11 protein-coding genes and 1 riboswitch are annotated in these 12653 nt (G+C 68.1%); of the genes, 10 read left to right on the top strand and 1 reads right to left on the bottom strand.

The window, feature by feature from the left end; translation table 11 throughout:
• Positions 1-167 precede the first annotated feature (167 nt).
• From flgK to V2S85_RS09340, 5 genes are all read left to right on the top strand, one after another.
• Complete coding sequence (gene flgK, locus V2S85_RS09360) at positions 168-1505, top strand: flagellar hook-associated protein FlgK (RefSeq protein WP_330702592.1); 1338 nt, start codon at positions 168-170, stop codon at positions 1503-1505.
• Positions 1506-1513: 8 nt separating this feature from the next.
• A complete protein-coding gene (locus tag V2S85_RS09355) occupies positions 1514-2443 on the top strand; it encodes a flagellar biosynthesis protein FlgL (RefSeq protein WP_330702591.1) in 930 nt (309 codons plus the stop codon).
• A gap of 111 nt (positions 2444-2554) precedes the next feature.
• Positions 2555-3418 (top strand): flagellar motor stator protein MotA, encoded by an 864-nt coding sequence (gene motA / locus V2S85_RS09350; protein WP_330702590.1) that lies wholly within the window; start codon positions 2555-2557, stop codon positions 3416-3418.
• A 1-nt stretch (position 3419) separates the two neighbouring features.
• Complete coding sequence (locus V2S85_RS09345) at positions 3420-4235, top strand: flagellar motor protein MotB (RefSeq protein WP_330702589.1); 816 nt, start codon at positions 3420-3422, stop codon at positions 4233-4235.
• Between the two features lie 334 nt (positions 4236-4569).
• A riboswitch (cobalamin riboswitch) is annotated at positions 4570-4814 on the top strand.
• A gap of 179 nt (positions 4815-4993) precedes the next feature.
• A complete protein-coding gene (locus tag V2S85_RS09340) occupies positions 4994-6028 on the top strand; it encodes a HoxN/HupN/NixA family nickel/cobalt transporter (protein WP_330702588.1) in 1035 nt (344 codons plus the stop codon).
• 236 nt (positions 6029-6264) lie between these two features.
• On the opposite strand, the gene V2S85_RS09335 is transcribed toward V2S85_RS09340, so the two are convergent.
• A complete protein-coding gene (locus V2S85_RS09335; RefSeq protein WP_330702587.1) occupies positions 6265-7089 on the bottom strand; it encodes a flagellin in 825 nt (274 codons plus the stop codon).
• A gap of 470 nt (positions 7090-7559) precedes the next feature.
• Between V2S85_RS09335 and V2S85_RS09330 the strand changes: the two genes are divergently transcribed.
• Genes V2S85_RS09330 through V2S85_RS09310 form a run of 5 tightly spaced genes read left to right on the top strand, consistent with a single transcriptional unit; the run spans position 7560 to position 12506 of the window.
• Positions 7560-8858, top strand: a complete 1299-nt coding sequence (locus V2S85_RS09330) for a sigma-54 dependent transcriptional regulator (RefSeq protein WP_330702586.1) — start codon at positions 7560-7562, stop codon at positions 8856-8858.
• Entirely contained in the window at positions 8855-9220 is a 366-nt protein-coding gene (gene fliE / locus V2S85_RS09325; RefSeq protein ID WP_330702585.1) for a flagellar hook-basal body complex protein FliE, read from the top strand. The genes V2S85_RS09330 and fliE overlap by 4 nt, the downstream gene beginning before the upstream one ends.
• Before the next feature lie 4 nt (positions 9221-9224).
• Entirely contained in the window at positions 9225-10880 is a 1656-nt protein-coding gene (gene fliF / locus V2S85_RS09320; RefSeq protein ID WP_330702584.1) for a flagellar basal-body MS-ring/collar protein FliF, read from the top strand.
• On the top strand, positions 10880-11893 hold the full coding sequence (gene fliG / locus V2S85_RS09315; protein ID WP_330702583.1) for a flagellar motor switch protein FliG: 1014 nt from the start codon (positions 10880-10882) through the stop codon (positions 11891-11893). The genes fliF and fliG overlap by 1 nt, the downstream gene beginning before the upstream one ends.
• The gene (locus tag V2S85_RS09310) at positions 11886-12506 is read left to right on the top strand and encodes a FliH/SctL family protein (RefSeq protein WP_330702582.1); all 621 of its coding nucleotides are present in this window, start codon (positions 11886-11888) and stop codon (positions 12504-12506) included. The genes fliG and V2S85_RS09310 overlap by 8 nt, the downstream gene beginning before the upstream one ends.
• The last annotated feature ends 147 nt before the right edge of the window (positions 12507-12653 follow it).

Raw genomic sequence — 12653 nt, 5'->3', positions numbered from 1 at the left:
GACGAGGGCGTGTGATGTGCCGAGGGCCGCTTCCTCCACCCAGCCCTTTAACCAGACGCCCTGCTGCCGTTCTGACAAGCAACCCCATCAACCCCGCGCAGGCTGAGTGCTGAGCTTGTCGAAGCATCGAAGCCCCCGGCGCGCGAACACGGACACCCGGCGAACCCATGGCCTCCGACCTCCTCTCGATCGGCAAATCCGGCGCCCGCGTAGCCCGCGCGGCGCTGGAGGTGACGTCGAACAACATCGCGAACGCCTCGACCGAAGGCTACGTGCGCCGGTCGGTCGCGGTGTCGGAAGTGGCCAACGGGGTCAGCCTCACCACGCCGAGCGCGATCAACCTGTCGGGCGCGCGGATCACCGGGATCGTGCGCAATGCCGATACCTTCCGCCAGTCCGAGGTACGCCGCACCGGCTCCGACGCCGCGCGCGCCGCCGCCGAAGTGCAGGGGCTGGAGAACGTCGAGGCAGCGCTCGACCAGACCGGCGTGTACGATTCCATCGTCAGCTTCGAAGGCAGCCTGAAGCAGCTGCTCTCCGACCCCACCGACGGCAGCCTTCGCGCGCAAGTGGCGGAGGACGGCCGCACCCTGGCGCAGACCTTCAACACCGCCGCGCAGAGCCTCACTTCCGCCGCCAAGGGCCTGCAGTTCGAGGCACAGGACGGCGTCGACCAGATCAACACCACGGCGGGCGAGCTGGCCCGCGTCAACCTGCGCCTGATGCGCTCGACGGATTCGTCGAGCGACCAGAGCGCCCTGCTCGACCAGCGCGACACCCTGCTCCAGAAGCTGAGCGGGCAGGCGGACATCACCACCACCATCAATCCCGACAAGACCGTCTCGGTCATGCTCGGCGGCCCCACCGGCTCGGCGCTGGTGTCGGGGGCGAGCGCCAATACGCTGGCGATGAGCACCGCTGCGAACGGCACCCTGAACTTCACGGTGAACAGCCAGGCGGTGACGCTGAGTTCCGGCGCGATCGCGGGCAAGGCGCAGGCGCTGGTGGAACTGTCGAACGCCCGCACCGCGCTCGACGGCATCGCCGCCAGCATCGCCAGCACCATCAACACCGCGCAGGCCTCCGGCGTGGACCTGCAGGGCAACGCGGGCCAGCCGCTGTTCTCAGGGAACGGCGCCGCCAGCCTGAAAATGGTGGCGAGCGGCGGCAGCGCCATCGCCACCGCGCCCGCAGGCGCCGCCGCGAACAGCCGCGACGTCGCCAACCTCACCGCGATGCGCTCCGCCTTCGACGGCGCCGATCCGGCGGGGCAGATGGACACCCTGCTGTTCACCGTCTCCAGCGCCGTCGCGGGTCGCACCGTCACGCGCGATGCGCTCGACACGATCGCCAGCAGCGCCAAAGTCTCGCTGCAGAGCCAGGCGGGCGTCAACCTCGACGACGAGGCGGTCAATCTCATGCGCTACCAGCAGGCCTATCAGGCCTCGGCGCGCGTCATGCAGGTCGCCTCCGACCTGTTCGATTCCATCCTCGGCATCAGATAAGGCTTCCGATGAGCAGCATCACGACCAGCACCGGCGCCTTCTTCGAACGATCGCGCTCGGACATCAAATCGCTGAGTTCGCAGGCCGAAACCCTGCAGTCGCAATTGTCGAGCGGGAACAAGCTGGACCGTTCCTCCGACAACCCGGTGGCGGCCTCGCGCCTGCGGGCGCTGGCGCGGATGGATTCGCTCTCGAAGATCGACACCGCCAATGCCGAGCGCGCGAATGCCGACCTGACGCTGGCCGGCGGCACGATGTCCGACATGGCCGACGCGATCATCCGCGCGAAGGAACTGGCGACGCAGGCCGCTTCCTCCACCCTGACCGGCGACCAGCGCAGCGCGATCGCGGCGGAACTGGACCAGCTTCATAACTCGATGTTCGCGCTGTCCAACGCGCGCGATTCGAACGGCCACGCGCTGTTCGGCGGCGAGGCTGCCGGCGACGCCTACCAGCTCGACGCCACCGGCAAGGCGCAATACGTCGGCACCGCGCAAGTCGATGACCTGCCGCTGGGCGAAGGGCAGAGCGTCACCCGCTCGATGACCGGGCCGCAATTCCTCAGCTTCACCGGCAAGAACGGCAGCGCGACCGACGTGATGGCGACCGTGCAGGCGCTGTCCGACGCGCTGAAATCGGGCACCGGAACCGTAGCTGCCACTGGGGCCGCCACCGATGCGCTGACCGACCTGCAGACCGGCCTCGATACCCTGACCACCGCGCAGACCGTGGTGGGCAGCCGCCTCAACTGGATCGAGCTGACCACCGATCGCCGTACCGACTTGTCCGAACTACGCTCGACCGAGCAGGCCGACATCGGCGGCGCCGACCTCGCCACGACGATGACGCGGCTGCAGGAGACGCTGACCGTGCTGGAAGCCAGCCAGGCCAGCTTCACCAAGCTCTCCAGCCTCTCGCTGTTCGACCAGCTGCGCTGATCCTGCAACGCGCAGCACTGCAAGGAAAACTACCTCCAAATCCGCTCAGGCTGAGCTTGTCGAAGCCCCCTCGCGCGGCAACCATCCCTATCCACGCTCCCGGAGTCCCTAATGTTTGCAATCATCGGCGTCGTGATCCTGCTGGTGATGGTTTTCGGCGGCTTCGCGATCACCGGCGGCGCGCTGGGGCCGGTGATGCACGCGATCCCGCACGAGATGCTGATCATCGGCGGCGCCGCCATCGGCGCGGTGGTGACGGGCAACTCGATGCATGAACTCAAGGGCATCGGCGGCGGCGCGGTGAAGGTGTTCAAGGGGCCCAAGCACAACAAGCAGGACCACATAGACGCGATCATCCTCACCGCCCGCCTGATGAAGATGCTGCGCTCCGAAGGCCCGGTGGCGCTGGAAAGCCACGTCTCCGACCCCAAATCTTCCGCCATTTTCGCGGAGTTTCCCCGCCTTCTCGCCAACGACGCGCTGGTCCACGTCATCGCCGATACGCTGACGCTGATCATCGTCTCCTCCGGCACGCTGGAAGTCCACGCGGTCGAGGACGTGATCGACAACGGCCTCAAGACCCACTTCCACGAAGAGCACGAGGCGCAGCACGCGCTGCAGGGCCTTGCCGACGCGCTGCCGGCGCTGGGCATCGTCGCGGCGGTGCTGGGCGTGGTGAAGACGATGGGCTCGATCGACAAGCCACCCTCGATCCTGGGCGAGATGATCGGCTCGGCGCTCGTCGGCACCTTCATGGGCGTGCTGCTGGCCTACGGCATCGTCGCGCCGATGGCCGGGCGGCTCAAGCAGGTGCTGGAGGCAGACGAACAGATCTTCCACGCGGTCAAGCAGGTCATCATCGCAAGCCTGCACGGCTGGCCGCAGCCGCTGGTGGTGGAATCTGCGCGCTCGGGGCTCGGCCATGCCTTCCGGCCGAGCCTGTCCGAACTGCTCGACGCGATGCGAGGAAAGTGACGTGGCCAAGAAGCCCGACGAGCCGGTCCGTCCGATCATCGTCAAGAAAGTCACCGTCGTCGCGGGCGGGCATCATGGCGGCGCGTGGAAGGTCGCCTATGCGGACTTCGTGACCGCGATGATGGCGTTCTTCCTGCTGCTGTGGATCCTCGGCGCCACCACCGAGAAGCAGCGCAAGGGCATCGCCGATTACTTCTCGCCCACCTTGGTCAAGAACCGCAAGTCGGGCACCGGCTCGGGCACCGGGCTGCTGGGCGGCACTTCGCTGACCGCGCAGGACAAGTTGCCGCACCCCGGCGGCAGCGGCAACAAGGCGATCACCATCCCCCGCGACACCACCGGCGGATCGAAGGAAGGCGCCCGCCGCACCACCCGGCAGGAAATCCAGAAGAAGCTCGATTCCACCGCGCGCCTGCGCCAGTTGGCCAGGCAGGTCCGCATGGTCGACACCACCGAAGGCATCCGCATCGATCTGGTGGACGACGCCAATTTCTCGATGTTCCGCATGGGCACCACGGTGCTGACGCCCGAGGCCAACGATTTGCTGGTCGCGCTCGGGCAGGCGCTGGAAGAGGGCCACGGCGGCCTCACGGTGCGCGGCCACACTGATGCACTGCCGTACAAGCCGGGCATCGTCGGCAACAACTGGTCGCTCTCGGCCGGGCGCGCTGAGGCCACCCGGCAGGCCCTCATGCGCGACGGCATCGCCGAAGACCGCTTCCGCCGCATCGAAGGCGTGGCCGACCGCGAACTGCTGATCCCGAACGATCCGCATGATCCGAGGAACCGGCGGATTTCGGTGACGGTGATGGATTGACCCGCCCCGTCATCCCCGACCTGATCCGGGACCGTGGGCAGGTCTTGAGGCGATGGTCGATCAACAGCGCTGCCCTGAAGTGCGAGACTCTACCTTGAATCGTCATTGCGAGCGCAGCGAAGCAATCCAGGGCAGTACTACGCCGCCCTGGATTGCTTCGCTGCGCTCGCAATGACGAAGGGGGGGCGATTCAAAGTCGTCGCACTCCAAGGTGCGCATGTCTCCCTCTCACCCCGTCCCTCCCGCAAAGCAGAGGCGACGGGCGTGGGCGTGCTGATCCCCTTGCCAACCCTCCCCGCCCCCGTTACCCCACCTCCGTCCGCGGCATCCGCCACGGACGAAAGATCGCGCCGGTGCCCCCGCAAGGGGCTTAAAAGGGAACACGGTGAGGATGTCCGCATCCGAATCCGGGGCTGTCCCTGCAACTGTAAGCGGATAGCGCGATGCATAGCGCGGCGGGCCAAAGGTGCCCCGTCGCAGCCACTGGGCCGGACGCTGAAACATGCGAGGCCGCGGGAAGGCCATGCATCGAGCCATGACCCGCGAGCCAGGAGACCTGCCTGCGTCCGGTCGCTCTTGCCTTGGTCCAGGGGATGGCCGCGGCACGGTCCATCCGTCTGAGCGACGCATGTGCGGCGGGGGCCGCATCGGCGCAGGATCGCCGGGCGCCAGCCGCGTCCGTCCGACGATCCGGACCGGCCGCGCCAAGCGCGGAGGCTCCCCGTCAGGTCGCCGACGCCGAGCGGACTTGTTGCCCGATGCCTTCCACACGTACTTCTCTTCGCAGCCGGATCACCCTGCTGTTCGCCGCGCTGGTGGCGGCCAACTGCGCCGCCTGGGCCTGGGCCTTCAGCGCCTTCCACGCCCATCCGGTGATGCTGGGCACCGCCCTGCTCGCCTGGAGCCTGGGCCTGCGCCACGCGGTGGATGCCGATCACATCGCCGCGATCGACAACGTCACCCGCAAGCTGATGCAGGACGGCCAGCGCCCGGTCACCGTCGGCCTGTGGTTCGCCGTGGGCCATTCCGCCATCGTCCTGATCGCCGCGACCACCATCGCCCTGGCGGCGGGGACGCTCGACGACTTCGAGGCATTCGGGCGGTCCGGCGGTGTCATCGCCACGATCGTCTCGGCGCTGTTCCTGTTCGCCATCGCCATCATGAACCTCGCGATCCTGCGCGGTGTGTGGCAGCGCTTCCGCGACGTGCGGCGCGGCGGCACCTATGCCGAAGAGGACCTCGACATGCTGCTCGCCGGGCGCGGGCTGATCGCCCGCATCCTGCGTCCCGTGTTCCGGCTGGTGCGCCATGCCTGGCACATGGCGCCGCTGGGCTTCCTGTTCGGGCTGGGCTTCGACACCGCCACCGAAGTCGCCATCCTCGGCCTCTCGGGCGCGCATGCGGCGGACGGCGTCTCGATCGGGACCGTTCTGGTGTTCCCCGTGCTGTTCGCGGCGGGCATGGCGCTGCTCGACACCGCCGACGGCGTGCTGATGCTGGGGGCCTACGAATGGGCCTTCGTCAAGCCGATCCGCAAGCTCTACTACAACATCGTCATCACCGCGATCTCGGCGGCGGTGGCGCTGGTGATCGGCTCGATCCAGACGGCGGCGCTGTTGTCCGAGAAGTTCGGCCTCGAAGGTGGCGTGTGGTCGGGCGCGGCATCGCTGTCGGAGCAGTTCAACACGCTCGGCTTCCTCATCATCGGCCTGTTCGCGGTGTGCTGGCTGGCAAGCTGGGCAATGTGGCGCTGGGGCGGCTTCGACGCGGTGGAGGTGCGCAGCGAGGGGTGAGAGATCATTTGAAAATGCGCGAAAGAGCGCATTTTCAATGCGGCACCGGCCCACTCCCCCACCCGACCACCCATAGGGTACTATCGTTGGGTGGTCGGGTGGGGGAATGGGCCGGTGCCGCAGAATGGGCGGATGCCCATTCTCACATAAAGCCAAAACCAAAAAACCCGGCGGTCATGGGGACGACCGCCGGGTTTCCGGGCTCTCCGGGGGTACGGAGGCTCTATGCGTCAGTCTCAGCGCAGCAGCGAGAGGACGTTCTGCTGGCTCTGGTTGGCCTGCGCGAGCATCGCGGTCGAAGCCTGCGAGAGGATCTGCGCCTTGGCCATCGCGGTGGTTTCGGCCGAGTAGTCGGCGTCCTCGATGCGGCTGCGGGCGTCGGACAGGTTGGTGGTGGTGTTGGTCAGGTTGTTGATCGCCGATTCCAGGCGGTTCTGGCCGGCACCCAGCGAGGCGCGGGTCGAGTTCACGTCGGCCAGCGCCTTGTCCACGCTGGTCAGCGTCGCGGCGGCCTTGGTGGCGTCGGTCACGTCCAGCGCCGTGGCGGTCAGGTTGGCGCCGTCGATCGCCTTGGAGGTCAGCGTGACTTTCTGGCCGGCGTTCGAACCGGTCTGGATGTCGAAGGTCAGGTCGGTGCCCGAAGTCGTCGAGATCAGCGTGTTGCCGTTGAACTTGACCTGGGTGAAGCTGTCCGAAATCTGCGTGGTCAGCGCCGCGACTTCCTGCTGCATCGCCGCGCGGTCCGAGGCCTGGTAGGTGCCCGAGGCCGACTGGATCGCCAGTTCGCGCACGCGCTGCAGCATGTTGCCGACTTCCGACAGCGTGCCTTCGGCGGTCTGGGCCAGCGAGATGCCGTCGTTGGCATTGCGGATGCCCTGGCTCATGCCGCGGATCTGCGAGGTCATCGAGGTCGAGATGGCAAGGCCCGCCGCATCGTCCTTGGCCGAGTTGATGCGCTTGCCGGTCGACAGGCGCTCCATCGCCGTACCCAGCGCCTTGGTGGCCGAATTCGATGCGTTCGAGGCGCGGATCGCGCTGATGTTGGTGTTGATGACTGACATTGTGCGTGTTCCCGTGAAGTGTCCCGTTGGTCCCGGCGGGTAGGTTTCCAGCGCCGCCAGCCCCTAGACCGGCAGGGGGCGGGGAAGTTTAAGGGCGGGGTTGGGCAATCGTTTGCTGCCTCGCACATCGTCATTGCGAGCGCAGCGAAGCAACCCTGGGCAGTTTTGCGCCGCCCTGGATTGCTTCGCTGCGCTCGCAATGACGAAAGGGAGGTGAGCAGGAATCGGTCTCTGCCGATTCGCCGCGTGCAGGCCGGGCCGCCCGCGCGTAAAGAATTATTACCGATCGCATGGCCTGCAGGCTGGACCGGCTTGCTCTGGAGTAGCCGGAATCCCCGATATCAGCGGGTTTCAGGCAACTAAGGGACTGTCCTTTAAGCACATCTCCTCCCCCTTAAATTACCGCTCTTTTTGCCGTCCCCCCCGCATAACCGCCTTCGGAACACGGTTAATTCCCGAAGGAGCGCGACATGACCGGACTGCCGAGCAATCATGACATGGCTCGCCTGCACGGGCCGCTGATGCAGCGCGCGGGCGCGATCGCCGCCTCTCTTTTCGACGCCGCTGCAATCGATTTTCGCGATGCGGCCGATACCGCGCCGGGCAAGCCCCGCGCCCGCCGCGTCAGCCTTTCGCGCGGGGCCAATCCGGGGATCGTGCGCGAGGGATCGTCGCACACCTGCGTCACGTACACCGACCCCGTCAGCGAACGCTCGCTGGCGATGATCCTGGCCGCGATGGCCGGGCCGGAAGACCCGATCGCCGCCGACCCCGAAAGCCTTTCGGTCTTCGCGCTGGCCGAGCGGCTGGCGGTCAGCGACATCCCCGTGCTCATCAACGGCCCGACCGGCACCGGCAAGGAAGTGCTCAGCCGCTTCATCCACACCCGCTCGAACCGCAAGGATGGCCCGTTCATCGCGGTCAACTGCGCCGCGATGCCCGAGACGATGCTGGAGGCCATGCTGTTCGGCCACCAGAAGGGCGCCTTCACCGGCGCGACGTCCGCCAGCGAGGGCTTCATGCGCGCGGCCGACGGCGGCACCCTGCTGCTCGACGAGATCGCCGAACTGCCGCTGCAACTGCAGGCCAAGCTGCTGCGCGCGCTGCAGGAGCAGGAAGTGGTGCCGATCGGCTCGACCAAGGCCATCAAGGTGGACGTGCGCATCATCGCCTGCGCCAACCGCGACCTGCCCGCCGAAGTCGCCGAAGGCCGCTTCCGCGCGGACCTCTACTACCGCCTCAACGTCTTCCCGCTGACGCTGCGCCCCTTGCGCGAGCGTGCGGACGACGTCGCCCCCCTCGCCTTCGCGCTGGCGCTGCGCCACTCGCAGGGTGCGACGCCGTGCTTCACCGAGGGCGCGCTGGCGATGCTCAAGCTGCACTCGTGGCCGGGCAACGTGCGCGAGCTGGAGAACGTGGTGCGCCGCGCCCTGCTCCTCGCCCACGGCAGCGCGACGATCGCGCCCGAGCACATCGTCTTCGACAGCCCGGCGCGGCTGGTCAGCCATCTCGCGATCGGCGGGCTGGCGGTGGCCCATGGCGGTGCGGGCATGGTGCCGGACGTGGACGAAGGCACCCGCAAGCTCTCCAGCATCGTGCAGCATTCCGAGGCGCGCCACATCGTCGAAGTGCTCGACGCCTGCGGCGGCAACCGCCTGCGCGCGGCCCGCGAACTCGGCATTTCGGAGCGCACCTTGCGCTACCGCCTCGCCTCGATGCGTGAGGCGGGCATCGAGATCGGCCACCGGGCCTTCGGAGGCGGCCGATGAACAGCCTTCCGAGTATCGGTGCAGGCGGCGGCATCCAGCAGATCCTCGCGCTGCGCCAGCAGATTATCTCGCGCAACGACCTGCTGCGCGAAATCCACACCGCGCAGGCGGCCAATCAGCCCTCGGCCACCGAGGCCCCGGCGGGCGGGTTCGCGTCCTCGCTGCAGAGCGCGCTGAACGGCGTCAGCGCCGTGCAACAAAAGTCCGAGGCGCTCTCCACCGCCTACGAAAAGGGCGAAGTCACCGACGTCGCCAAGGTCATGCTGGCGCGGCAGGAGGCGGGCGTCGCCTTCGAGGCCACGCTTCAGGTCCGCAACAAGCTGCTGTCCGCCTACCAGGACATCATGCGGATGGGGGTCTGAGTAGATGGCCGATCTCGTCCCCGCAGGCGGTCCCGCGTCAGCCTTCGCCGGTGGCGGCAGCGTGCTGACGCGGCTGTCCGCGATCACCCAGCAGCCCGCCGTGAAGAAGATGATGCCGGTCTTCATCGGCCTCTCCGCGATCGGCGGCGCCGCGCTGACCTGGAGCCTGATGGCCCCGACGCCCCAGCGCGTGCTCTACGCCCAGCTCGACGATTCCGAACGCGCAGGCGTGGCCGAGGCGCTCGACGGCGCGCAGATCAAGTACCGCATCGACAACCAGACCGGCGCCCTCACCGTGTCCGAGGCGGACTACTACAAGGCCCGCATGCTGGTGGCGCAGGACGGCGCGCTGTCCACGCCCGAGAGCGGCGACGCGATGCTCGACAAGCTGCCGATGGGCGCCAGCCGCACCCTTGAGGGTGAGCGCCTGCGCTCAGCGCGCGAGCACGACCTGCAACTGACGATCGGCCAGATCGACGGCGTCGAGGCCGTGCGCGTCCATCTCGCCGAGGCCGAACGCTCGGTCTTCGTGCGCGACAACGTGGCGCCCACCGCCTCGGTGATGGTGCGCCTGCGCTCAGGCCGCAGCCTCAGCCAGAGCCAGGTCGGCGCGATCGTCAACCTTGTCGCCGGATCGGTGCCGGGGCTTTCACCCGACGCGGTGCGGGTGGTGGACCAGCACGGCCAGCTGCTTTCCGAAGGCGGCAACAATGGCGACAACCAGCGCCTCGACATGCAGTCGCGCCTCGAAGCCAAGCTGCGCGAACAGGTGTCGCAATTGCTCACGCCGATGCTGGGCGACGGCAAGTTCACCACCGAGACGCAGGTGGAACTGAACATGGATCAGGTCACCGCCGCGCGCGAAAGCTACGACAAGGACGGCGTCGTCCGCTCCGAACAGCAGCAGCAGTCGCAGACCACCGGGCCGGGACAGGCGGGCGGCGTGCCCGGCGTGCTCTCCAACACTCCGCCGCCGCAGACGCAGGCCGTCCCGGGCGCGCCGCAGGGCACGCCCACGACGGCGCCGAATGCCGCTGCCCCGCAGAACGGCGAAAGCTCGTCGAGCCGTACCTACGAACTGGGCCGTCAGGTCTCGGTGTCGGAAACCGGCCCCGGCAACATCAAGCGCCTGACCGTCGCCGTCGCCATCAGCAAGGATGCGATGAAGGGCGCGAAACCGCAGGAAATCCAGGACTTGCAAGCGCTCGTCAGTGCGGCGGTCGGGGCCGATCCCGCGCGCGGCGATACCGTCAAGATCGTCACCCGCGCGTTTAGCCCGGTCGTGGTCGAGGCCACGCCGTTCTACGAAACCGACTGGTTCGCGATGATCGTGCGCAACGGCGCGGCGGTGCTCGCGGTGCTGCTGGTGCTGCTGCTCGGCGTGCGGCCGATGATCACCGCGATGCGCGGCAGCGCGAAGCCGAAGAAGGGGAAGAAGGGCGACGTCCAGCTGGACGACTCGCTGCCCTCCACCACTGCCGCCCTCACCGCGCGGCCCGAGATCGGCGATGTGGAAGGCGTCGCCGTCGAGATCAGCCGGGCCGAACTGCTCGCCCGCCAGCTGGAGATCGCCCAGCGCCTCGTCGCCGAGAAGCCCGACAGCGCCGTCCTCGTCCTTCGCCAGATGCTCAGCCCGCCTGACGACCAGAAAGCCGCCTGATGACCGAAATCGCGAAACTGGCCCCCGTCGACAACGCGGCGGTCATGATGATGCTGCTCGACGAGGACCAGACCACGCACATCCTTGCCGCGCTGGAGCCGCATGAACTGCGCCTGCTGGGCGAGAAGATGGTGCAGCTGGGCGAGATCGGCCCCGACGTGATCGCCAGCGCCATCACCGGCTTCGTCGAGAAGACCGAGAAGATGGGCCTCGTCGTCCATGACCGCGTCGGGCAGGTGCGCACGATGATGCACCGCGCCATCGGCGAGGTGAAGACCGAGAACATGATGCGCCGGATCGCGCCGGCCGCGCCGGGGCCGACCTCCTCGCTCGAACTCGCCCGCTGGCTGACCCCCGATGCGCTGATCCCGCTGGTCCGGGGCGAGCACCCGCAGGCGATCGCAGTGCTGCTGATCCAGCTCGACCCCGAAGTCGCCGCCGCCGTGATGCACGGGCTGCCGCCCGAGGTTCAGCCAGAGATCGTCCACCGCATCGCCACCCTCGGCCCCGTCGCCCCGCATGCGCTGGAGATGCTGGAGGAAGTGCTTTCGCGCCGGATTTCCGAGGCCCACGGCGAACGCCCGCTGCAGATGGGCGGCGCGCGCGAGGCGGCGCAGATCATCAATTCCATCGGCAAGATCGCCGAAAAGCACGTCATGGGCGCGCTGACCAAGCGCGACAAGGTGCTCGCCCGCCAGATCGAGGAGGAGATGTTCAAGTTCGAACACCTCTTCGTGCTCGACCCGCAGGCGATGGGCACCCTGCTGCGCGACGTGCCCAACGAGACGCTGATCGATGCACTGAAGGGCATCTCGGAAGACGAGCGCGAGGTGTTCTTCCGCGCCATGTCGAGCCGCGCCGCCGATGGCGTGCGCGACGAGATCGCCGCGCGCGGCCGGGTGAAGCTGGCCGATGTCGTCACCGCGCAGAAGGCGGTGGTCGCCGTCGCCCGCAAGCTGGCGGCGGACGGGACGATCGTGTTCGGCTCCTCGGGGGACGACGACTATGTCTGACATGGGCTTTTCCATGGGTATCCCGCGCCCGAAGCTGTCGCTGGCCGAGGCGCTGGGGCAGGCGCCCGCGTTCCGCCCGAATGCGCGGCTTTGCGGGTTGCCCGAAATGATCGCGCCGCATCACGAACTGGCGACCGACGCGCCCGACATCCTCGCCGAGACCTACGGACGCGGCTATGCCGAGGGCCACGCCGCCGCCAGCGCCGAAGCCGCCGCGCGTCTGCTGGCCGACGACCGCGCGCGCGAGGAACTGGCGCTGTCCTTCGCCCGCCTCGACGCGGGGCTGGCCGAGAACTTGCGCCTGCGCCTGCGCGATACCGTCGCGGCCTTGTGCGAGGCGGCGCTGGGGCCTCTGGCGCTGGACGAAGTGGCGCTGATGAACCGCATCACCCGCGCCGTTTCCATGCTGGCGCGCGCCGACGACGAGCGGGTGGTGCGGTTGCATCCCGCCGACATCGCCCTCGTTTCCGCGCGCCTTCAGGCCGACTGGACGGTGCAGGGCGACCCCTCGCTGGAACGCGGCACCGTGCGCGTCGAAACCGCGACCGGCGGGGTGGAGGACGGCCCGGCAGCCTGGCGCCTCGCCATCGCCGAAGCGCTGCATCAGGCGTGAACGATGCTTTTCGCGCGCTCGACGCCTTCCACCCTCGACACACCCTCCACCTTCGTCATTGCGAGCGTAGCGAAGCAATCCAGGGCGGCGCTGAACTGCCCTGGATTGCTTCGCTACGCTCGCAATGACGAACGGGTGGTGGAGAGG

The organism is Novosphingobium resinovorum (assembly GCF_036352595.1).
Classification (GTDB): domain Bacteria; phylum Pseudomonadota; class Alphaproteobacteria; order Sphingomonadales; family Sphingomonadaceae; genus Novosphingobium; species Novosphingobium resinovorum_B.
This window is presented reverse-complemented; position numbering and strand designations above follow the sequence as displayed.